The following is a 21420-nucleotide window of genomic DNA, read 5'->3' as shown; positions in this document are numbered from 1 at the left end:
AAGATGGCGGCGATGCTGGAGCGGCCCGTCAAGCACCAGTCGTTCGAAGGGGTGGGCCTGCGCCGCAAGGTGACCGACAAGGTCGCGACGGTGCTCGTGAGCCTGTCACTGCTCGTGGCGCTGATCCCGCTGGTGTGGGTGCTGTATTCCGTTGTCACCAAGGGCTACAAGGCCCTCACGGCGTCGGAATGGTTCACCAACTCGCAGTCCGGCATGACGGCGTTCGTCGAGGGCGGCGGCGCGTACCACGCCATCGTCGGCACCGTGCTGCAGGCGCTGGTGTGCGCCGTCATCTCGATCCCGATCGGCGTGATGGTGGCGGTGTACCTCGTGGAGTACGGGGGCGGCACCAAGCTGGGCAAGGTCACCACGTTCATGGTCGACATCCTCACCGGTGTCCCGTCGATCGTCGCCGCGCTGTTCGTCTACGCGCTGTGGGTCGCGACCCTGGGCTTCCAGCGCACGGGCTTCGCGGTGTCGCTGTCTCTGGTGCTGCTGATGATCCCGGTCATCGTGCGGTCCACCGAGGAGATGCTGCGCATCGTGCCGATGGACCTGCGTGAGGCCAGCTACGCACTGGGTATCCCGAAGTGGAAAACCATTGTGCGCATTGTCATCCCGACTGCACTGTCGGGCATCGTCACGGGCGTCATGCTGTCGCTGGCCCGCGTCATGGGTGAGACGGCCCCGCTGCTGGTCCTGGTGGGCTACGCACAGGCCATGAACTTCGACATGTTCGGCGGCTTCATGGGTTCGCTGCCGGGCATGATGTACGACCAGATCGGCGCCGGTGCCGGCGCCAACGAGGTCCCCACCGACCGGATGTGGGGAGCGGCACTGACCCTGGTGCTGCTGATCGCGCTGCTGAACGTGGCGGCGCGGTTGGGCGCCAAGTTCTTTGCCCCGAAGAAAGTTTGAGCAGGAGTACCGTCAATGGCCAAGCGTCTGGATCTCAAAGATCTCAACATCTACTACGGCTCGTTCCACGCCGTGCAGAGCGTCAGCCTGTCGGTGGAGCCGCGCAGCGTGACGGCGTTCATCGGGCCGTCGGGCTGCGGTAAGTCGACGGTGCTGCGCACCCTCAACCGCATGCACGAGGTCATCCCCGGCGCCCGCGCCACCGGATCGGTGCTGCTCGACGGTGACGACATCTACGCCCCCGGCGTGGACCCCGTCGGCGTGCGCAAGACCATCGGCATGGTGTTCCAGCGCCCGAACCCGTTCCCCACCATGTCCATTCGCGACAACGTGGTGGCCGGGCTGAAGCTGCAGGGCGTGCGCAACAAGAAGACGCTCGACGAGGTCGCCGAGCGGTCGCTCAAGGGCGCCAACCTGTGGAACGAGGTCAAGGACCGCCTCGACAAGCCCGGTGGTGGTCTCTCCGGTGGTCAGCAGCAGCGTCTGTGCATCGCCCGCGCCATCGCGGTGCAGCCCGACGTGCTCCTGATGGACGAGCCGTGCTCGGCGCTGGACCCGATCTCGACGCTCGCCATCGAGGACCTGATCGCAGAACTGAAGCAGGACTTCACAATTGTGATCGTCACGCACAACATGCAGCAGGCAGCGCGTGTCAGCGACCAGACCGCGTTCTTCAATCTCGAGGCCACCGGCAAGCCCGGCCAGCTGATCGAGATCGACGACACCGAGAAGATCTTCTCCAACCCGTCCAAGAAAGCCACCGAGGACTACATCTCCGGCCGCTTCGGTTAGGTCGCCCGCGGATATGCGCGGGGGTTCGCGGTCACTTTCTCTCGCGAGCAGACGTAAAACTGTCGTTTTTGGTTGAAACTTGACAGTTTTGCGTCTGTTCGCGCAGGAACTCATGCCGCGCGATCAAAGTGACGTCTGATTCTTGTGCACAGCTCGACCGGGTATTGCCTGATGTCGTCGACGACAGCCGGAACGCTGGTCCAGCTCATTTCCTGTAGCCGTGCCGTCTTGATGCGATCATGTTTGACCGCAGCGGGATTCGAGTGCCATTCCATACTGTCGTACTCAGCTGCCACGCGGTATTCGGGCCAGGCGAAATCGAGTCGCCATAGTTGACCGTGGAGATCGCGTACCTCGTACTGCAATTCGGGAGTCGGAAGCTGCCATTCGATGAAGACCAACCGCATCTCGGATTCCATTGGAGACTCGGCTCGCGCGTCAGCCAGTGGCAGCAGCTCCCGGACATTGACCACGCCGCGACGGCCACGTTGTTCCTCAAGGGCCTGCAGCAGTTCCGCCCTGCTGCAGGTGCCGCTGCGGAGAGCGGCATCCAATACCGCCAGCACCCGCGGACGTTTCAGTGTCCGGGCGACTTCTATCGCTGTCCATGCGGGCGCGGTGGCGAGTCGGCCGTCAAGTTTCTTGAGCGGCGCGCCAATTCGCTGGTGCACGATGAGGTCGAGCGAAGTCCGTATGCGCACGCCCGGGTCGAGGATGTGGGTGCGATCGTCCTGTTCGGTATCGAAGCCGTACATCGCGGCAGCAGTATTCATACAGGCGACGATGGGGACGTCGGACAGCAGGTCCAGTGCTCTGAGCCGGCTTGTCGTGTCTGGAGGCCGCGCGGAGTAGACGCCGTGGCACACCCGGAAGACTTCTCCCTCCCGGACTCTGCGTGCGAGTGCCCGATCGGTCATCGTCGCGAGCAACTGCTGTGCTGTCGCAACGCCGTTGTGGACGGCGAATACGTCTTCGAGCGTCATGCGTCGATGGTGGCGGCCGCATCCCATCGCCGCCAGCATCCGGCCTCCAGCCCTGTGGATAACTCCGCGAGCAGACGTAAAACTGTCATTTTTCGCTCGAAAACGACAGTTTTGCGTCTGCTCGCGAGGGGAGGTGACCCAACTGCGTCCTACGGCGTGATGACGACGCGGGTGCCGGAGGGTTCCTTTGCCGCCCAGACGTTTTCGATGTCGGCGAGGGGACGGGCGGCGGTGGTCAGCTGCAGCTCACCGGCGTCGAGCATCGCGAACATCCGGGGCAGGCCTTCGGTGCGGGCGCGCTGCAGGGCCTCGGGCGGGACGCTGCCGATGCCCACGCCTTGAAGCGTGATGCCCGTGCTGCGCAACGTCGCGGCGTCGACGCTGATGCTCGCGCCGGTCATCGAACCGACCTGGATGAAGCGCGTGGCGTGGAAATGGGTCGACGGATGCGCGGCGGCCAGGGCGGTCAGCGTCTGCTCCGCGGGTGTGCCCCACAGGTAGTCGATGACGGCGTCGAACGGCCGCGCCGAGTGTTGGGCCACAACGCTTTCCGCGAGATCGTCGGTGCCGAGCGCGATGACGTCGTCGGCTCCGACGGTGCGGAGCCACTCCAGCCGTTCGGGGTTGCGGCCGGCCACCACAACGCGTCCCGCCCCGAAGACGAACTTGGCCAACTGCACTGCCACTGATCCCGTGACGCCGGTGGCGCCGAGGACCAGCACGTGGTCGCCGGGTTTGGTCTGGGCCGCGTAGTCCAGGCTCATCCACGCCGACATGCCGGGGTTGGGCACCGCCGCCGCGGTCACCGAGTCGACGTGCTCGGGCACCGGGACGGCGCCGGCCGGGACGACGAGGGTGCGTTCGGCCATCAGCCCGTACGGGGCGAGCGATCCGGTGTACACCCGTGAGCCGTCGTCGAGGCGGGCGACGCCGTCGACCCCGGCGATGGCGGGGAGCTGAACCTCCTTGCTGCTGTAGTGCTTTCCCATGATGACCATGCGACTGAGGTTGGTCAGCGCCGACGCCTCAACGGTGGCGACGACGGCGCCGTCGCGCGGCTGGGGCTCGGGGAAATCCAGGTACCGGGGCTGCTGGCCCCACTCGTGCACGACCGCTGCCTTCATGTGCGCTCCTCGACTCAGAATATGGTTTCTGTGGAAACTATATGCCGATGGCTCGCCGGATGGCAAGATGGTTTCCATGAAAACCAAATCCGCGCTGATCGCCGACATCAGTGCGTTGGTCGGCGCGGTGGGGGACAAGTTCGACACCGACGAGGTTGATGCCGAGCGCGACTACCTCGCCGCGCACTGCCCGCCGCGGCTGGAACGCACCGTGCGTGAGCTGCCCACCCTGGGCCTGCATCTGCTGGCGGAGCTCGCTGACGGCCCGATCAGTGTGGTGGGCCTGGCCGCCCGCGCCGGGCAGCTCAAGGGCACGGTGTCGAAGCACGTCCAAAGACTCGTCGACGCCGGGCTCGTGACCCGCACACCGGTGCCGGGCAACCGCAAAGAGCTGCAGCTGACCCCCACCGCGGATGGAAAACGCCTCATCGAGGTACACCAGCGCATGCACGACGAGATGGACGCCGGCCGGCACGACTTCCTGTCGCGCTACACCGCCGCGGAACTGTCGGTGCTGGAGAAGATGCTGCAGGACCTGCTGGCCGCCGGCCGCGACGGCGTGCGGCTGGTACCCGCCGAACGGGCCTAGCTGATGGTGGGCAGGCCGTCGTCGTCGGAGAACCGGCCGGTGACCTGGAAGATCACCCGCCGCGCGACCTCGACGGCGTGGTCGGCGAAGCGCTCGTAGAAGCGGCTGAGCAGCGTCACGTCGACCGCCGCGGTCACGCCGTGCTTCCACTCGCGGTCCATCATCACGCTGAACAGATGACGGTGCAGGTCATCCATCGCGTCGTCTTCTTCCTGGATGCGGGCCGCGCGCTCCGGGTCCCGGGTGAGCAGCACCTCTTGCGCGGTGTTGCCCAATTCGACTGCGAGGCGGCCCATTTCGGCGAAGTAGCCGTTGACCTCCTCGGGCAGCGCGTGCTGCGGGTGCCGGCGGCGGGCGATCTTGGCGACGTGGAGCGCCAGCGCACCCATGCGGTCGACGTCGGCGACGATCTGGATGGACCCGACGACGGACCGCAGGTCACCGGCGACGGGGGACTGCAGGGCCAGCAGGACGAAGGCCTGTTCCTCGGCCTGCGCGCTCAGGGCGGAGATGTGCTCGTGGTCGGAGATGACCTGCTCGGCCAGCACCAGATCGGCCTGCAACAGGGCCTGGGTCGCGCGCTCCATGGCAACGCCGGCCAGGCCGCACATCTCTCCGAGGCGGTTGGTCAGGCCTTCAAGCTGCTCGTGGTACGCGGTACGCATGGGCTCCAGACTACTTTCTGGCCCTTGGACATGCCGTGATCTGGCAATGAACGGCCGGTGAATGGGACAGGTCAGATGCTATTTGCAGGTGGTGTCGGCCGCGTTGGTGATGCTGAGGTCTTCCGGCAGCTTGGTCGGCTCACCCGACAGGCTGCCATGGGTCACCCGCATCTGGGCGGCTGAACCGCTGGCGGCCGGGGTTCCCACCGCGGTGAAATCGGTCCCGAGCACCACGCGCACCACGTCTCCCAGGCCCGACACCCGCTCGACGTGGGCATTGGGCAACGTGGACGCCACGGTCGCGGCGGCCTGTTCGTGCCCTGCCGAGTAGAACACCGTCGTCGACGTCACCTGGCCCTGGTAGTCGTCCGGCGAGTTGACCGTGAAGCCGTGCTGCTCGAGTTCCTTGGTCGCCGTCGCGGCCAGGCCGTCCTGCCCGGTCGAGTTGGACACCCGGACCGTCACCTGGCTCGGGTCGGTCGTCGTGGTGTTGACCTCTTCGCCGTCCGGGGTGGCCGCGGTGCTGCTGGGGGCAGCCGACGTGGCGGGGACCGGGGTGTTGTCGGAGTTGCGTTCCTCGGGCAGCGGTTCGTCGTTGATGATCGCGTCGAACAGCGCGCGCATGTCGTCGACCCGCGGCGGTTCGTTGCCCTCGGAGTCGGTGACGCCGGTGGGCACGGTGACGAAGGTGACGCGGCCGGCGCTGACGCCCTGGATGGACTGGCCGAGCTGCACCAGGTCCTTGGTGGTGACGTTGTCGACCGAGGAGTCGTTGATGAACAGGTTGACGACGTTGTTGAGCTTGCCGATGTTGAAGAACGTGTCCTTGGAGATCATCGACCGCAGCAGGGAGGACAGGAACATCTGCTGGCGCTTGATGCGGCCGTAGTCACCGTTGACCTCGGTGGTGACCTGGCGGGCGCGCACGTACTGCAGCGCGGTGTGACCGTCGATGACCTGGCGGCCGGAGTGCTCCAGCACGGTGCCCAGTTCGTAGTCCTCGAGCGGTGTGCTGCTGCAGACCTCGACGCCGCCGACGGCGTCCACGAGTTTGGAGAAGCCGGCGAAATCGACTGCCATGAACCGGTTCACCGACAGGCCGGACAGCTTCTGGATCACCTTCACCAGGCACTTCGGCCCACCGAACGAGTAGGCCGAATTCAGCTTGGTCTCGGTGTAAACCTGGTCGGGCCCATAGCTTTTCGTGTCTTCGTCATAGATGGGCCCGTAGCCGCCGGTCTTCGGATCCCAGGCTTCGCACTGTGTCGACTTGATGGCCAGGTCGCGCGGGAACGACACCGCCACAACACGTTTGCGGTTCGCCGGGATGTTCACCAGCATGATCGTGTCGGAGCGGGTGCCGCCCGCGTCTTCGGTGGTGCCGGCACCCATGTCGGCGTTCTGGCCGTAGCGGCTGTCCACGCCGACGATCAGGAAGTTCTCGTCGCCGAACTGCGCGTTGGGGTCGATGATGTCGCGGGAGTTGAGGTCCAGCGCCGAGACCCGGTTCATGTTGTTGTTCTTGATGTTTTGCCACTGCCAGGCGGCGCCGGTCATCGACAGCGCGATGACGGCCGCCAACGCCATGAGGATGCGACCGGCAACCGCGAACCGGTGGCGGGTGTGGTGATCGACCGGTGGGGGCGCGTCGATGTGCGCCGGCCGCTCGGGATGGTCGATGTAGTTCCGGACGTCCGTGCGCACCACGGCCCGCGGCCGTTCGGGCAGCGCGTCGGGGTCGGCCAGCGGCGCGCCGAAAACCTCTGTGACGGGCTCGGATTCGACTCGACGGCGAGCGGTGCGCGCCGGCTCCTCGGCCGCTGGCGGGGCGACGGGCTCGAGCTTCGGCGCGTTCCGTGGCGCCGGCGCCGGCTTCGGCGCGGGCCGCTGGGGCTTCGGTGGCTCGGGTGGTGCGGGTGCCTCGATGACAGGTGCTGACGGGACCGCGCCGCCCGAGAGCCGGGCGATGAGTTCGGCGACGGTGACGCCACCGCCGCCGTGGCTACCGGTTTCCTCGTCGTCCGCGCTCTCGTCGTCCGGCTGGCTCTGCAGGCGACCGGCCCGTTCCCACGGCGCCCGGACGGGGCCCGCGGCCCGCGTCGTACGGGTTACCCAGGGGTTGTCGCCGGCAGCATCGCCGTCACCCTCACCGGGGGTGGTCCGGTCGCGGTCGCTCACGTTTACCCGCCGGAGTTGACCATGTCGGCGCCGAACGGCACCGTGCAGTCGTCGGGGTCGTCCAGCCAGCCTTCGGGCAGCACCACGGAACCCGGCGACCCCTGCCGGCCTCGTGGGCCCTCTGCGCAGTCCGGGAACGGCACATCGGAATCCAGTTGGGTGAGCAGCTCGTCGAGTTCGGCCAGGGTTTTCACCAGGGCCAGTGCGCGACGCAGCTCAGCGCCGGCGGGCAGCCCGTGCAGGTACCAGGCGACGTGCTTGCGGATGTCGCGCATGCCCTTGTCCTCGCCGAAATGATCGGCGAGCAGCTGGCCGTGCCGGCGGATGATGTCCCCGATCTCGCCGAGCGTCGGCGGGGTGGGGCGGGGCTGGCCGTTGAAGGCGGCCGACAGTTCGGCGAACAGCCAGGGCCGGCCCAGGCAGCCGCGGCCGATGACGACGCCGTCGCAGCCGGTCTCGGCCATCATCCGCAGTGCGTCGTCGGCGTCGAAGATGTCGCCGTTACCGAGCACCGGGATGCCGGTGACGTGCGCTTTCAATGCGGCGATCTGGTCCCAGTCGGCGGTGCCGGAGTAGCGCTGCGCGGCGGTGCGGGCATGCAGTGCGACTGCCGCGGCACCTTCCTCGGCGGCGATCCGGCCGGCATCGAGGTGCGTGTGGTGGGCGTCGTCGATCCCGATCCGGAACTTCACGGTGACGGGAATGTCGGTGCCTTCGGTCGCGCGGACGGCTGCCGCCACGATCTGGCCGAACAGCTTGCGTTTGTAGGGCAGGGCCGAACCACCGCCGCGGCGCGTGACCTTGGGCACCGGGCAGCCGAAGTTCATGTCGATGTGGTCGGCCATGTTCTCGTCGACGATCATCTTGGCCGCAGCGTACGTGGTCGCCGGGTCGACGGTATAGAGCTGCAGGGAGCGGGGCGATTCCTCGGGCGCGAACGTCGTCATGTGCAGCGTGGCGGCGTTGCGCTCGACGAGGGCCCGCGCGGTGACCATTTCGCAGACGTACAGGCCGCTCACGGTGCCCACGCGGGCGAGCTCCTGCTCGCGGCACAGGGTGCGGAAGGCGACGTTCGTCACACCGGCCATCGGCGCGAGGACGACCGGAGAACGCAACGAGATCGGCCCGATCCGAAGGGATCGGGCCGTCTCGTTGACAGCTTCGGTTACGACGCTGATGTCGACACCAGGAGGTTCTTCATGGCCTTCTTCTCGGCCATCTTCCGCTCACGCTCGAGGCGACGTTCCTTGGCCACCTCGAACTTCGCGCAGGTGTCCTCGAGCTCCTTGATGATCCGGCCGAGGTCGTCGCGCAGGCGCGCGCCCTCACCGGTGAAGTCCTCGCGCTCGAAGATGCGCCACTTCTTGAGCACCGGCATGAGGACGTCGTCGAGGTGGATGCGCGGGTCGTAGACGCCACCGACGGCGATGATGACGGCCTTGCGGCGGAAGTCGGGCACGGTGTACCCGGGCATCTTGAAGTTCTCCACGATGCGGTGCAGCGAGGCCATCGCCTGGTTCGGGTTGATGTCCAGGCCGGCGGCCGAGACATCGCGGTAGAAGATCATGTGCAGGTTCTCGTCACCCGAGATGCGCTGCAGCAGCTGGTCGGCGACGGGGTCGTTGCAGGCCTTGCCGGTGTTGCGGTGCGAGACGCGGGTGGCCAGCTCCTGGAACGAGACGTACATGACCGAGTCGAACAGGCTCTCGGCGAACAGGTCGCCCTGCAGGTTCTGGCCGGGCGAGAAGCCGCGGGTGACCTGCTCGACGCGCAGTTCCTCGAGTTCGACCGGGTCGCAGTTGCGGGTGACGACGAGGTAGTCGCGCAGGGCGATGCCGTGGCGGTTCTCCTCGGCGGTCCACCGGTTCACCCAGTAGCCCCAGGCGCCGTCCATGCCCATGTTCATCGCGATCTCGCGGTGGTAGGACGGCAGGTTGTCCTCGGTCAGCAGGTTCTGGACCATGGCGGTCTGGGCGACCTCGGAGAGCTTCGACTGCTCCGGATCCCAGTCCTGGCCGCCGAGGGCGTAGTAGTTCTTGCCCTCTTTCCAGGGGATGTAGTCGTGCGGGTTCCAGTCTTTCCGCATGCTCATGTGGCGGTCGACGAGCGTCTCGACGACCGGCTCCAGCTCATGCAGCAGCTGAAGGTCGGTGTAGTCGGCTGTCATGGCGCCTCCCGATTAGATATCTGTACCTGTTGGTAGCAGTCAGAGTATCTGTGTCCCGTAGTGACATCAAGTTGCTGTGACGCATGTCCGATCGGTGAATCTGAACTGTGATGTCGCGGCTTCGTAGGTGTTACCGGTGCGACGGGACCCGGCTCATCAGCATGTCGACGCAGTAGTCGACGAACTGCTCGCGGGTGACGGGCAGCTTGCCGCCGAGATATCCGGTGAACAGCGCGGTGAGGGCGCCGATGAGGCTGGTGGCCTCGAGTGCCCGCCGCGCCGGATCGCCGTCGGGGAACATCTTGTGCTGCAGCAGTTCGATGAAGCTCGGCATCCAGTCGGCGCCCGACCGGGTGAGGACCGGCTCCTGCGCCGGGGCGATGAGCAGTACGCGGCCGCGGGTGGGGTCGTCGACCATCATGGTGACGAATCGCTCGACGGCGTCGCGCGGACTCTGTGAGGTGGTCAGTGCCGCCATGGCCGTCGTGCATACTTCGTCGTACACGGCGCGGACGAAATCCTCACGGTCGGTGAAGCTTTCGTAGAAATAACGCTCGGTCAGGCCGGCGGTGCGGCACACCGTCCGGACCGTCGCGGCCGGGCCGTCGGAATGGCCGAGGGCGGCGATGCCGGCTTCGATGAGCGCCTCGCGGCGCCGCGTCGGGCGGTCCGCCAGGGGGACGGCGGACCAGCGGCCCTGTCGTTGACCGGAAGGCACGTGACTCCTAAGCTGTGGCTGACAACGCGTGTAGTCAGGATACCCGCTGACATCCAGGAAAGAATGCCGGTGACTCAAAATACTTCCGACGCATGCCCCATGACCAGCGACTCTGCGCCCGTGGCGGCCGGCTGCCCGGTCACTTCCGGTGGTTATGACGCGGTGCCGCTGGGGCCCGACTCGCTGACGTGGAAGTACTTCGGCCAGTGGACCGGGCTGTTCCAGGGCACCTGGGCGGGCTCGATGCAGAACATGCATCCGCAGCTCGGGGCGGCAGTCGAGGAGCACTCGATCTTCTTCATGGAGCGGATTCCGCGGCTGCTCCGGTCGATCTACCCGATCGGCGGCGTGGTGTTCGACGGTGACCGCGCGCCCCAGACCGGCGCCGAGGTGCGGGACTACCACATCGGGATCAAGGGCGTCGACAAGCAGGGACGCCGTTACAGCGCGCTGAACCCCGACGTCTTCTACTGGGCCCATTCGACGTTCTTCAAGTCCACCCTGCTGGCCGCCGAGAAGTTCGGCGGCGGCATCTCCGAAGCGGACAAGCGACAGCTGTTCGACGAGCACGTGCAGTGGTACCGCATGTACGGCATGAGCATGCGGCCCGTGCCGAAGAGCTGGGAGGACTTCGAGGCCTACTGGGATCACATGTGCCGCAACGTCCTGGAGAACAACTATGCGGCGCGCGAGGTCATGGATTTGTCGACCATGCCCAAACATCCATCGCTGCAATGGATTCCGGACTGGCTGTGGGCTCAGAACCTCAAGGTGATGCAGCGCTTCCTGACCTTCATGACGGTGGCCCTCTACGACCCGCCGGTGCGCGAGTTGATGGGCTACACGTGGTCTGCGCGCCAGCAATGGGTGCATGACCGCCTGTGCCAGGTCATCACGCTGGTCTCGAAATACGGCCCGAAGCGCAGGCTCATGCATCCGCGCAAGCGATCGGCGATCGACCGGGCGACCGGCCGGCTGCCCATCGATTCACCGCTGGTGGAGACGCCCGCACGTAACCTGCCGCCGGTCGAGTACCGCGGCCAGCCGCAGTTCTACTGCCCAAAGGTGGACTGACCCAGGCGTTTTGCGGTACTCGCAGCATTTCGAGGGGTCTGTGAGATCGATTTAGTCGCTGGGTCACCGTCGAGCAATGGTTAGGCAACACGGCCGGTGTTGGCTCGACGCATGACGAGCATCTATGAACAGATCGGAGGGGCAGAGGCGCTCGAACAGGTGGTGGCGGACTTCTACGAGCGCGTGCTGGCCGACCCGGAACTCGCCGGCTTCTTCGCCGGCGCGAACATGACACGGCTCAAAGGTCGGCAGGTGGAATTCTTCGCCGCGGCATTGGGTGGGCCCGAGCCCTACACGGGCGCATCCATGCGGGACATCCACCGCGGCCGGGGGATCTCCAGGCAGCACTTCAATCTGGTCGCCGCATATCTGAGTGAAAGCCTGGCTGCGGCAGGCGTTCCGGCGCGGACAGTGCAGCGAATCATGGCAGCGATCGCGCCGCTGGCCGACGACATCGCCACCGCAAAGAGCGCCTGAGCGCCCACGGCACCGACTCTGCCTGGGCCCGCGGGGTGGCATCAGGACTAGCGTTGAGGCCATGTCAGTGCCGGGCGTTCTCGCCGACCGCTACCAATTGCGGGGGACGCTGGGCCACGGCGGCATGGCAGAGGTGCGCGACGCCTGGGACACCCAGTTGCAGCGCCCGGTGGCCGTCAAACTGCTGTACGCGCAGTTCAGTAATCAGCCGGACTTCCGGCATCGCTTCCAGGTCGAGGCCCGCGCGGCGGCCGGGCTGAACCATCCGCACGTCGTTGCGGTGCACGACTACGGCGAGCAGGACGGCACCCCGTTCATCGTCATGGAACGGCTGCCGGGACGGACGTTGGCCGACGTGATCGCCGCCGGTCCGCTACCCCAACACGTGGTCCGAGCGGTCCTCGACGGCGTGCTCTCGGCGCTGGCCGCGGCCCACGCGGCAGGCATCCTGCATCGCGACATCAAGCCGGGAAACATCCTGTTGGCCGATTCGGGAGCGGCGAAGATCGCCGATTTCGGCATCGCCAAGAGCGCCGACTCGAACCACACCGTGGCCGGCCAGGTGGTCGGCACGATGGGCTATCTCAGCGCCGAGCGGCTGTCGGGACGGCCCGCGACGGTGGCCGACGACCTCTACGCCGTCGGGGTCGTCGGGTACGAGGCACTCACGGGCCGGCGGCCCTTTCCGCAGGACAACCTCGTCGACCTGGCGCGGGCCGTCACCGAGGGGCATCCGGTGCCACTGCGGGCGTTGCGTCCCGATGCCGACCCGGCGCTGGCGGCCGTCGTCGAACGGGCGATGGCCCGTGACCCGCGGGTGCGCTTCGGCAGTGCCGACGAGATGCGTGCGGCGCTGCACGGTGCTGTGCCCGCCGGTCGTCCCCCGACGCTGGTGCTCGGCCAGCCGCTACCGGACCCGACGACGTCGATGCTGCCGGTCGCCGCACCGCGGCGCCGCTCGCGACTGCTGCTCTGGGGTGCGGCTGCCATCGTGGTACTCGTGACGGTCGTCGCGGTGATCGTCGACGCTGCGTCACGGCCGTCGACGCCGACTCCGGTCGGGACGAGCACGCCAGAGCCGACCCCGACGTCCACGTCGGCCCCGCCGCTGACCTCGACCCCGGTGCCCATCGATGACCGTCCCACGCCCAACGGCCCGGGCAACGGGCACGGCAAAGGCCCGAAGAACAAGCACCGCGACTGAACCGCGATAGCGCGCAGAGTGTACATAGATTTATGGATACAGAATTTCATGTACATTTCAAGACGTGGCAACCGCGCAGCACACCGACGCCCTGTCTCGTTTCGGGCATGCCCTGTCGGATTCGACGCGGGCGCGAATCTTGTTGAGCCTCAACCGGTCTCCCGGGTATCCGTCGGAGCTCGCTGACCAGCTCGGCGTCTCTCGGCAGATCCTCTCCAATCACCTGACATGCCTGCGCGGCTGCGGGCTGGTGGTCGCAGTACCGGAAGGTCGCCGCATGCGATACGAGCTGGCGGACCACCGCATCGGGCGTGCGCTCGACGACCTCATGGGTTTGGTCCTTGCGGTGGACCCCGACTGCGTGTGCGTCGGTGCCGACGGCGAGCCGTGCGGGTGCGCTTGATGACGCTCACCGAGCCCCGTCGCGGGCAGCTGGCGCGACGCATCCGGTGGCTGGTCGCGGCGACCATCTCCTACAACGTCATCGAGGCCGTCGTGGCGCTGTCGGAAGGGGCCCGGGTGTCATCGGCTGCGTTGGTCGGTTTCGGCCTCGACTCGGTGATCGAGGTGTCTTCGGCTGCGGCGGTCGCCTGGCAGTTCGCGGGCGCCGATCCGGAAGCCCGCGAGAAGGCCGCCCTGCGCGTCATCGCGTTCTCGTTCTTCGCGCTGGCCGCCTACGTGACGGCCGACGCGATCCGTGCCCTGCTGGGTTTCGGCGAAGCCCGGCACTCGACTGTCGGCATCGTGCTCGCGGCGGCAAGCCTGATCGTCATGCCGGTGCTGTCGTACGCACAACGACGGGCCGGCCGGGAACTCGGATCGCGTTCGGCGGTGGCTGATTCCAAGCAGACACTGCTGTGCACCTACCTGTCGGCCGTGCTGTTGATCGGTCTCGTGGTCAACAGTGTTCTGGGCTGGTCGTGGGCCGACCCGATCGCGGCGTTGGTGATCGCCGGGATCGCGGTGAGGGAAGGTGTGGGCGCCTTGCGAGGCGATGTGTGCTGTGCGCCGGCCGTCCGCGAGCCCGCCGCAGCACCCGACGGGTGTGGCTGCTCTGACTGAGTCCGACGGGCCCTCAGTCGTTCCGGGCGACCAGATCCCGCTTGAGCACCTTGCCCGTCGGGTTGCGAGGCAGCTCGTCGAGGAACACCACCTCGCGCGGCACCTTGTAGCGGGCCAGGTTGTCCTTGACGAACTGCTTGACCTCATCCTCCGACACCTCGGTCCCCTCGACGGTGACCACGAAGGCGCGCAGGCGTTTTCCGAACTCCTCGTCGTCGACGCCGACGGCGGAGGCCTCCACGATGGCGGGGTGGGTGATCAGCAGTTCCTCGACCTCGACGGGGAACACGTTCTCGCCGCCGGAGACGATCATGTCGTCGTCCCGGCCGTCGATGTAGAGGCGGCCCTTGTCGTCGAAGTGCCCGACGTCGCCGCTGGCCATCAAGCCGTCGATGAACTCTTTGGTGCCGCCACCGGTGTAGCCCTCGAATTGCGTTGCCGCACCGACGAATATCCGGCCTGTTTCAGGGGCAGGCACCTCGTGGCCGTTATCGTCGAAGATCTTGATCCGGCAGCCGAGCATCGGCTTGCCGACAGAAGTGGGTGCCTCGCGGATGTCAGCGGGTGTCGCCATGGTCGCGAGCGCCACTTCCGTTGAGCCGTAGAGGTTGTAGACCACCTCACCGAGCAGGTCTTGCGCCGCGGTTGCGACGGCGGCCGGCAACTGGGAACCGGCGCAGAAGATGGCGCGCAGGCTCGTGGTGTCGTAGCTGCGGACGGTGTTCTCGCCGAGGCCCAGCACCCGCTGCAGCATGATCGGCACGACGCACACTGTGGTGGCTTTGTGCCGCTCGATGTCCGCGACCAGTTGTTCGGCCTCGAACTTGCGCCGCAGCACCAACTTCGAGCCCAGCGCGATCGTCATGATGGCGATCAGCAGGCCCGTGCCGTGGAACAGGGGCGGCCCGATGATGGTGGCTTCACGAGCACGCATCGGCAGCCGCTCCAACAGACCGCCCGGGAGGATGAAGCTGCGCGGCTCGGCGCGCGGTGCGCCCTTGGGTGTGCCGGTCGTGCCGCTCGTCAGCAGGATGATCCGGCCCTGCTTGGCCGGAGCCGGCGGCGCCTTCGGCGACGCGTCGGCCGCGAGGGCGTCGAGATCGTCACTGGCGCTGTCGATATCGGTGACGTACGTGCCGCGCGGGGCCTCGATGTCGGCGACCAGATCGGTGAACTCGACGTCATGCACCAGCAGGTCGACGCCTTCGCGGTTGGCGACCTCTGCGGCCTGGCGGGCCGAGAACGCCGTGTTGAGCCACACCGCGTTGACCCCGGCGCGCGACGCGGCGAACGCCACGATCAGGGGTGCGCGGTGGTTGCGGCAGAGGATGCCGACGGTGGCTCCGGGGGCCAGGCGAGCACGCAATGCGTTGGCAATCCGGTTGACCGCCTGATCGAATTCGGCGTACGTCAGCTCGCCGCGCTCGTCGGCGATCGCCGGATAGGCGCCGTGCCGGATCGCGGCGATGCGCGGTGCGGCGCCGAACGGCCCGTAGGTGTTGAGTGCCGCCAGGACCTGCACCAACCGGTGCGGCAGGTCGACGCCGATGGCGCCGGCCCGCACCAATGCCACGAGGGCGCGGGTTTCGAGACCGGCCCGCCGGGCCGGCTCGGCAAGCAGTGAGTTCAGCTCCATCAGGTTCCTTTTCTATTCAGCCGCAACGGGTTCGGCGGACTCTGCCGGTGCCGCCTGCGCAGCGGCGGACTCACCGAACATCGAGTAGACCTTGTTCCGCACCAGGTCGAACGGACGCGGGCTGAGGGCGTCGGTGAGGGCCGTCAGCTGTCCGGACGGCGGGCTCAGGCGGCGCGGCCGGTGCATGATCGCGTCGCACAGCGTGGCCGCGGCCTGCTCGGGCGTCAGGGTGGGGAAGCGGTCGTACATCTTGGTCGGGGCGATCATCGCGGTCCGCACCAACGGCATGTGCACCGTCGTGAAGGTGATGTTCTCCGACACCGTCTCACCTTGCAACGTGTCGCACAGTCCGTCCAGTGCCGACTTGCTGGCGATGTAGGCGCCGAAGCGCGGCAGCTTGGTCTGCACGCCGATCGAGGACACGTTGATGATGTGCCCGAAGCCGCGCTCACGCATGCCCGGCGTGAACTTCAGGATGAGCTGGACGGGCGCGAAGTAGTTGAGCTGCATGGTCCGCTGGTAGTCGTGCATCCGGTCGTGGGACAGCTCCAGCGAGCGGCGGATGGACCGGCCGGCGTTGTTGATGAGGATGTCGACATGACCCAGGTCGGCCAGCACCTGGTCGGCCATGGCGCCGATGGCGTCGAGGTCGCTCAGGTCGCACGGGTACACGTGCGCGGTGCCGCCGTCGGCGCGGATGTCCTCGGCGACGCGTTCCAGGTTCTCCCGGGTGCGGGCCACCAGCACGACCTCGCCGCCGGCGGCGCCGATGCGGCGGGCGGTGGTCTCGCCGATACCGGCCGAGGCGCCCGTGATCACCACGATCTTCCCCGCGACGGCGTCCTCGAGTGTGTAGCCGGTGAGGGCGTCGACCACGGTCTGCAGGTAGATCGGGCGGGTCTTGATGGGCGTGTTCATGACGCTGGCGAACACGGCGAGCGGCTTGGCGCTGACGGCGGCGACGGGCTTGGTCGCCAGTGCGGTGATGTCGGAGAGGTTCATGGCAGGTGGTCCGTTCTTGAGCGGGGTCGATTTCAGCCCAGGGCCCGGCGGGCCAGGCGGAGGGCGGGCAGCAGCAGGGTGTGGGGAGTGATCGAGCCGGTGATGGCCATGAGCTTGACGACGGTGCCGGGCACGATCTGGCGGGCGCCGCCCTGCATGCCGTCGACGGCCTGCGTCGCGACGTCGACGGGGGAGACCTGAGCCGGCCGCAGGCTGAACTCGTGTGCCGAGGCGACCTCGGCCCATTCGGTGGGGACCGGTCCGGGGCACAGCGAGGTGCAGGAGACGCCCGTGCCGCGCAGTTCTTCGTGCACGGCTTCGGAGAACGAGTTGACGAACGCCTTGGACGCGCCGTAGGTCGCCATCGACGGCATGGGCTGGAAGGCCACGACGGAGGCGACGTTGAGGACGGCGCCGGCGCCGCGTTCCACCATGCCGGGCAGCACGGCGTGCGTGAGTTCTTGCAGCGCAACAACGTTGACCTCGACCTGCTCGCGCTCGCGGTCCATCGGCAGCGTGTGGAAGGCGCCGCTGGTGCCGAAGCCGGCGGAGTTGCAGAGGCCGGCGACCGGCCGGGTGCGCAGTTCTTCGATCAGCGTCTGTCGCTGCGCAGCGTCGGCCAGATCGCATGGGCGCACCGTCACGCCGACGCCGTGGTCGGTGCGCAGTTCGTCGGCGAGGGCGTTGAGGCGGTCCTGGCGACGTGCGACCAGGAAGAGGCTGTAGCCGCGGGCGGCGAGCACGCGGGCCAGTTCGGTTCCGATTCCGGAGGAGGCGCCAGTGATGACGACCTCGGTGGTGCCATCGGGCTTCGGCAGGGTCATGTGGCTCTCATTTCCTAGTGACGTGTTACTGTGCCAGTAACACTGGCACAGTGTGAATGTTGGTGTCTATACTTCGTGGAATGACAGATGTCACAGTCGAGGAATTCACCATCGACGAACTGGCCGCGCGTACCGGCACGACGGTGCGAACCATTCGCTTCTACAACGAGAGCGGCCTGCTGCCGCCCGCCGAGAGGCGCGGCCGCCTCGCGTATTACGGTGCGCCACATCGCATTCGGCTCGAGTTGGTGCAGCAGCTGCAACAGCACGGCTACACGCTGGCCGCCATCACCAAGGTGCTGGCGCGGCTGCCGGAAGGCGCGACGGCCCACGACCTCGCCGTGCGTGCGGCACTTCTCACACCGTGGAGCCCGGCTGACGATGAGGCCGTCGACCTACGCGAACTTGAACAACGTGCCGGTCTGGCGCTGGACGACCGGGCCCTCGACACGCTCGAAGCCTTGGGTGCGATTCGACGCCTGGATGACGGCCGTTTCAGCGTCCGGCAGTCGGTGCTCGGCGCCGCCATGAACCTGCGCGACACCAACGTGCCGGCCGACGACATCCGGCGCCTGGCCGGCGTCGTCGACAAGCACATCGATGCCCTCGCCAATGAGGTGACGGACGTCGTGTTCAGCCGGATTCGCGAGGCGGAGGACCCCAATGTGTACCTCGGGCGGATCGCCAAGGTGGTGCCGAACCTGCGGCCGCTGGCGGCGCAGATGATGGCCGACCGCTTCACTGCCGCGATCAGTCAGGCGGTGCAGGAACGCGTGGCGGAACTGGAGATTCCGGCCAAATAGGCGCTACTTCCGCCGGAGCTGGCAGGTCGCCTGGGTGGTGGCGACGACGGTCCCGTCGGCGTCGGTGACCACGGCTTCGACGACGTACTCCGACTTACCGTTCTGTGCGGCTTCGGCCTCGATCCGCGCGATGTCGTCGCCGCTCATCTCGGCTTGGGCCCGCACATCGGATTTGGCGGGTGCCTTGTACTGGATCGACATGTCCTTGACGAGCGGGAAGAACTGGCTCTGGTCGAACGCGGTGAGCGCGAGAATCCCGCCGAGCACCTCAGCGACGGTGAACAACACCCCGGCATACATCACGCCAAAGTGGTTGCCGTTCCCCGCGATTGGGGCTGTCGTTAACCTCCGCAAGTGATAGCTTCGAGCCGACCCGCCTTGCTTGTGTCCCCTTCGACAGACCGCCCATAGGGGGCTCCTCGTCGGCCGCCGTCGGCTGCTGATTCTTCAGCGCGCCCCAGCAAATGAGCTGCCCGGTAACCACGAGGTGCAGCTGCAAGCCTCCAGGCTGGTATTTGCCGTCGTGGTGTGGTGGGCGCGGAACATGTCGCCGAGGTCAACTCGCACGGGCAGCGGTGGGTCGATCCGGCGGAAGTCCCCCGCCACGTGTCGGCCGGTATCGGGACCGCCGGCGGGTCACCCATTGTTCGATCGTACGTTCAATGGAACCGTTGGGGCGCCGGATACGTCTATACCGATATGCGAAACATTGCCGCCATCGACGCCGATCTCAGAATGATCGCCATCGTGGGAGTCGGCCAGCGCGAATTTGGCGCGGTCGATAGCACCACCGCGTTGGACCAGCTACTCGACGAGCGAAACTCGTTTGGTGGCCGACGACACCTCGATGGAACGTCGGGCGGCTTAATTGCTTGGATATGGGCAAGCCAGGTTTGTGACCACGAACGCTGCGGTGCGCCTACCGAACCGCTCCCCGGCCATGAGCGCGATGGTCCGCCTGCTCGACATGCGCCTGAAGCTCGATCAGTCCCGCGTTTTCGACAATGGGTCCCACAGTCACAATGAGGATTCTGGGGCGTGACATGATCTGGCAGTGAATCTGCGGCCGCCGCCAGGCATCAGGTATGCCGGGCCTTTCAAGGCCTCAACGCTTGGCGAATGGAGTGCAGAAACTCCCGCGGATGCCGATGAAGTTGTGATTGACATGTCGAAGGCGGCCTTTATCGACAGTATGGGACTCGCCACGATTGCCGCAGTTGCCGAAGACGCCGCGAACTGCGGACGGGCGCTGAGATTTATCGAGCCTCAGCACCACGCGGTCCGGACCTACATGTCACGTATGCATTTGGACGATTGTCTGCGACAATACTTTTGCTCTGGTGTCACTCTTCCCAAAGTTAATGAGCGAGATACTGGACACCGCCTATTCGAATTACAGCGCTTCGACACTAACGGCGGAGACGAACTCGCTGAACGCGTATTCCAGGCAATGGTTGCGGACGGAAGCAACCAAGCTGATGCAATCGAATTCTTCAAGGGAATATCCGAAGTCGTCAACAATGTTGCCGACCACAGTGGGGCCGGCGGCGGATGGGCGGCGATGCAAGTGATGCCGAGTAGCCTAGGTACCGGCTTGATCAACTTCGCGGTAGCAGACGCTGGGCACGGGTTCGAAACAACGCTGAGTCGGCGTTACTGGGTATCAGGCCCTGTGGACGCGATGGCGAAAGCCTTCCAGCGCACAGTCTCGGGTACTGGCGAAGCAGGGCGCGGCGCAGGGCTCGATGATCTTCATCAACGCATCCGCCGGCATCAGGGGAGCTTGACGGCTTGGAGCGGCGCGGCGATTGGACAGAACAGTGGTAGCAGTGGCCCTCTCTCGTGTCGACGGGTAACCGCTGCCTTCCCAGGAACAGTGATCTACGCTGGGTTTAAACCGAGCGCGAAGGAGGTGTAAGGATGACGGTTTCACTCGAAGCACCAGCATTGGCAGGTTCGCGCCCGCGGGCACAGCAGATCCTTGCAGAGCTTCCTCATGATCTGTCGGGTCAAGTGGTGCAGTTGCATTGCGCCTCGCTGATCGCGGCTGCCGCGTCGTTCGCTGATGAAATCGTGCGGGAAGTCCTCGTCAAACGGAACGCCCGACGACTTGAAGTCAGTAGCGTCTCCGATCGCGAGTTCATCGGATACCTGCGTGACCGCGCCGAGGTTCACAACGTCGCGGACCGTCTTCAGGTTTCGTAGCGCCTCAACTTGGCTGATAGGTACGCGTGCTCGTCATTGAGCTGCTGGAGGGTCGGCACGGACCTGTTCGCGTCCAGCGGGTCTTGGGGTTCGCCGAACATCAGATAGAACTCGGTCAGCTGGTTTCGGTAATGGATTGCGGCATTTCGTAGACATTCGATGTTGAGCATCTCGACGGCTTGGTTGTACCCACGCATCGCCCCTTGCAACGGCAGCACGGCGTGCGGGTCATTCGGATCACTTGCAGCCGCCACGACCCACTCCGCATACGCCTTATCCAGCTGGCTGAGTGCAGCCAAGACCCGGTCCACGCAGCGCTTTCTGCGATCGGCGTCCCTCGTCTTACGTGCCGCAATCTGGGCGCTGAACGCACCGATGAGCGCTCCGAAGAGACCCGACGTTGCGGTGATAGCCGCCGTCGTCATATCAGCCACGGCGGAATCGTAATGTCAGGTCGAATAGATGAAATCGAGCCCCCATCGAGCGAGGCCGCCAAGTAGTTAATGCCATACGTCGAGCCTCGCATGGCAACGCGTGGAGTAGAACGGATGAAGAAGTGTCGCGGCCCCTTTTGAGTCCGAGCTACTGACCCCAACGGCAGTCAAATCTCACGGTGTGTACGGGCTGCGGGTTTTGAACGAGTCTGAAGGTTGCGACGGCTAGCTTTGTCGAGTGCTTCCGCGAGACTTCATCGACCTTCCCAACGACCTGGTCAACTGCGTGCCCGCGACAGACCCGGGCTGGCTAACACAACCGCGCGCCACAGTTTTGGCCGCGTGCATCGCGTTGGTCGCGGCCGCGATCGCCTGGGCCAGCACGCGCGCGCAGATTCGTGCGGAAGATCGCCGCGCTCGCCGAACTGAGCGATTAGACGCCCTGACTGAGGCCACTGCTGCCGCGCATGACCTCGCGCTCAGTTGGGTGTCGTCGGTCACGTAATTCCCCAGGGGTTGCTGTCACGTAATTCCCCAGGTGTGGGCCTCGTGTTGGTCTTACCGG

Annotated in this window: 23 protein-coding genes; 11 read left to right on the top strand and 12 right to left on the bottom strand. The window is 66.3% G+C overall.

What is annotated here, in order from left to right; all coding sequences use genetic code 11:
• Positions 1-3 precede the first annotated feature (3 nt).
• Both pstA and pstB read left to right on the top strand, forming a co-directional pair.
• Positions 4-918, top strand: a complete 915-nt coding sequence (gene pstA / locus ACJH6I_RS20825) for a phosphate ABC transporter permease PstA (protein ID WP_318987087.1) — start codon at positions 4-6, stop codon at positions 916-918.
• 15 nt (positions 919-933) lie between these two features.
• Positions 934-1710, top strand: a complete 777-nt coding sequence (gene pstB / locus ACJH6I_RS20820) for a phosphate ABC transporter ATP-binding protein PstB (RefSeq protein ID WP_020098814.1) — start codon at positions 934-936, stop codon at positions 1708-1710.
• Positions 1711-1820: 110 nt separating this feature from the next.
• Here the strand turns inward: pstB and ACJH6I_RS20815 are convergent, their stop codons facing one another.
• Positions 1821-2693: a type IV toxin-antitoxin system AbiEi family antitoxin domain-containing protein gene (locus tag ACJH6I_RS20815; protein ID WP_212813385.1), complete on the bottom strand. Its 873-nt coding sequence runs from the start codon at positions 2691-2693 to the stop codon at positions 1821-1823.
• 149 nt (positions 2694-2842) lie between these two features.
• Positions 2843-3817 (bottom strand): zinc-binding alcohol dehydrogenase family protein, encoded by a 975-nt coding sequence (locus ACJH6I_RS20810; RefSeq protein ID WP_212813383.1) that lies wholly within the window; start codon positions 3815-3817, stop codon positions 2843-2845.
• A 76-nt stretch (positions 3818-3893) separates the two neighbouring features.
• On the opposite strand from ACJH6I_RS20810, the gene ACJH6I_RS20805 reads away from it, so the two are divergent.
• Positions 3894-4406 (top strand): MarR family transcriptional regulator, encoded by a 513-nt coding sequence (locus ACJH6I_RS20805; protein ID WP_212813381.1) that lies wholly within the window; start codon positions 3894-3896, stop codon positions 4404-4406.
• Here the strand turns inward: ACJH6I_RS20805 and phoU are convergent.
• From phoU to ACJH6I_RS20780, 5 genes are all read right to left on the bottom strand, one after another.
• The gene (gene phoU / locus ACJH6I_RS20800) at positions 4403-5071 is read right to left on the bottom strand and encodes a phosphate signaling complex protein PhoU (RefSeq protein ID WP_212813379.1); all 669 of its coding nucleotides are present in this window, start codon (positions 5069-5071) and stop codon (positions 4403-4405) included. The two genes, ACJH6I_RS20805 and phoU, sit on opposite strands and share 4 nt — an antisense overlap.
• 78 nt (positions 5072-5149) lie before the next feature.
• Positions 5150-7249: an LCP family protein gene (locus tag ACJH6I_RS20795; RefSeq protein ID WP_212813377.1), complete on the bottom strand. Its 2100-nt coding sequence runs from the start codon at positions 7247-7249 to the stop codon at positions 5150-5152.
• 2 nt (positions 7250-7251) lie between these two features.
• Positions 7252-8427 (bottom strand): tRNA dihydrouridine synthase DusB, encoded by a 1176-nt coding sequence (dusB, locus tag ACJH6I_RS20790; RefSeq protein ID WP_212814982.1) that lies wholly within the window; start codon positions 8425-8427, stop codon positions 7252-7254.
• Positions 8415-9416: an acyl-ACP desaturase gene (locus ACJH6I_RS20785; protein ID WP_212813375.1), complete on the bottom strand. Its 1002-nt coding sequence runs from the start codon at positions 9414-9416 to the stop codon at positions 8415-8417. The genes dusB and ACJH6I_RS20785 overlap by 13 nt, the downstream gene beginning before the upstream one ends.
• Before the next feature lie 130 nt (positions 9417-9546).
• Complete coding sequence (locus tag ACJH6I_RS20780; RefSeq protein ID WP_020098821.1) at positions 9547-10134, bottom strand: TetR/AcrR family transcriptional regulator; 588 nt, start codon at positions 10132-10134, stop codon at positions 9547-9549.
• 99 nt (positions 10135-10233) lie between these two features.
• On the opposite strand from ACJH6I_RS20780, the gene ACJH6I_RS20775 reads away from it, so the two are divergent.
• From ACJH6I_RS20775 to ACJH6I_RS20755, 5 genes are all read left to right on the top strand, one after another.
• On the top strand, positions 10234-11208 hold the full coding sequence (locus ACJH6I_RS20775) for an oxygenase MpaB family protein (RefSeq protein WP_212813373.1): 975 nt from the start codon (positions 10234-10236) through the stop codon (positions 11206-11208).
• 111 nt (positions 11209-11319) lie between these two features.
• Positions 11320-11685 carry a group 1 truncated hemoglobin gene (locus ACJH6I_RS20770; RefSeq protein WP_406784440.1) on the top strand — a complete coding sequence of 122 codons (366 nt, stop codon included), beginning with the start codon at positions 11320-11322 and terminating at the stop codon, positions 11683-11685.
• A 61-nt stretch (positions 11686-11746) separates the two neighbouring features.
• Complete coding sequence (locus ACJH6I_RS20765) at positions 11747-12889, top strand: serine/threonine-protein kinase (protein WP_212813368.1); 1143 nt, start codon at positions 11747-11749, stop codon at positions 12887-12889.
• A 64-nt stretch (positions 12890-12953) separates the two neighbouring features.
• On the top strand, positions 12954-13292 hold the full coding sequence (locus ACJH6I_RS20760) for a helix-turn-helix transcriptional regulator (RefSeq protein WP_212813366.1): 339 nt from the start codon (positions 12954-12956) through the stop codon (positions 13290-13292).
• Positions 13292-13951, top strand: a complete 660-nt coding sequence (locus ACJH6I_RS20755) for a cation transporter (protein WP_212813364.1) — start codon at positions 13292-13294, stop codon at positions 13949-13951. Before ACJH6I_RS20760 ends, ACJH6I_RS20755 begins: the two co-directional genes overlap by 1 nt.
• A 13-nt stretch (positions 13952-13964) precedes the next feature.
• Here the strand turns inward: ACJH6I_RS20755 and ACJH6I_RS20750 are convergent, their stop codons facing one another.
• The 3 genes from ACJH6I_RS20750 to ACJH6I_RS20740 are packed head-to-tail and all read right to left on the bottom strand — an operon-like array spanning position 13965 to position 17413.
• Positions 13965-15587, bottom strand: coding sequence for an AMP-binding protein (locus ACJH6I_RS20750; protein ID WP_406784439.1), 1623 nt, complete (start codon positions 15585-15587; stop codon positions 13965-13967).
• A 12-nt stretch (positions 15588-15599) separates the two neighbouring features.
• On the bottom strand, positions 15600-16589 hold the full coding sequence (locus ACJH6I_RS20745; RefSeq protein WP_318987054.1) for an SDR family NAD(P)-dependent oxidoreductase: 990 nt from the start codon (positions 16587-16589) through the stop codon (positions 15600-15602).
• 32 nt (positions 16590-16621) lie between these two features.
• Positions 16622-17413, bottom strand: coding sequence for an SDR family oxidoreductase (locus tag ACJH6I_RS20740; RefSeq protein ID WP_318987053.1), 792 nt, complete (start codon positions 17411-17413; stop codon positions 16622-16624).
• A gap of 80 nt (positions 17414-17493) precedes the next feature.
• Here ACJH6I_RS20740 and ACJH6I_RS20735 point away from each other — a divergent pair, with 80 nt between their 5' ends.
• Positions 17494-18216, top strand: a complete 723-nt coding sequence (locus tag ACJH6I_RS20735) for a MerR family transcriptional regulator (RefSeq protein ID WP_318987052.1) — start codon at positions 17494-17496, stop codon at positions 18214-18216.
• Between the two features lie 3 nt (positions 18217-18219).
• Here the strand turns inward: ACJH6I_RS20735 and ACJH6I_RS20730 are convergent, their stop codons facing one another.
• Entirely contained in the window at positions 18220-18570 is a 351-nt protein-coding gene (locus tag ACJH6I_RS20730; protein ID WP_318987051.1) for a YiiD C-terminal domain-containing protein, read from the bottom strand.
• A 700-nt stretch (positions 18571-19270) separates the two neighbouring features.
• Between ACJH6I_RS20730 and ACJH6I_RS20725 the strand changes: the two genes are divergently transcribed.
• Both ACJH6I_RS20725 and ACJH6I_RS20720 read left to right on the top strand, forming a co-directional pair.
• Complete coding sequence (locus tag ACJH6I_RS20725; RefSeq protein ID WP_318987336.1) at positions 19271-20134, top strand: STAS domain-containing protein; 864 nt, start codon at positions 19271-19273, stop codon at positions 20132-20134.
• A 2-nt stretch (positions 20135-20136) separates the two neighbouring features.
• Positions 20137-20421, top strand: coding sequence for a hypothetical protein (locus ACJH6I_RS20720; protein WP_318987337.1), 285 nt, complete (start codon positions 20137-20139; stop codon positions 20419-20421).
• Here ACJH6I_RS20720 and ACJH6I_RS20715 read toward each other — a convergent pair.
• Entirely contained in the window at positions 20409-20855 is a 447-nt protein-coding gene (locus tag ACJH6I_RS20715; RefSeq protein WP_318987338.1) for a hypothetical protein, read from the bottom strand. The two genes, ACJH6I_RS20720 and ACJH6I_RS20715, sit on opposite strands and share 13 nt — an antisense overlap.
• Between the last annotated feature and the right edge of the window lie 565 nt (positions 20856-21420).

Source organism: Mycobacterium sp. SMC-13, assembly GCF_045311035.1.
Taxonomy (GTDB): domain Bacteria; phylum Actinomycetota; class Actinomycetes; order Mycobacteriales; family Mycobacteriaceae; genus Mycobacterium.
The sequence above is the reverse complement of the archived record's forward strand: the minus strand, read 5'-3'. Positions and strand labels throughout refer to the sequence as shown.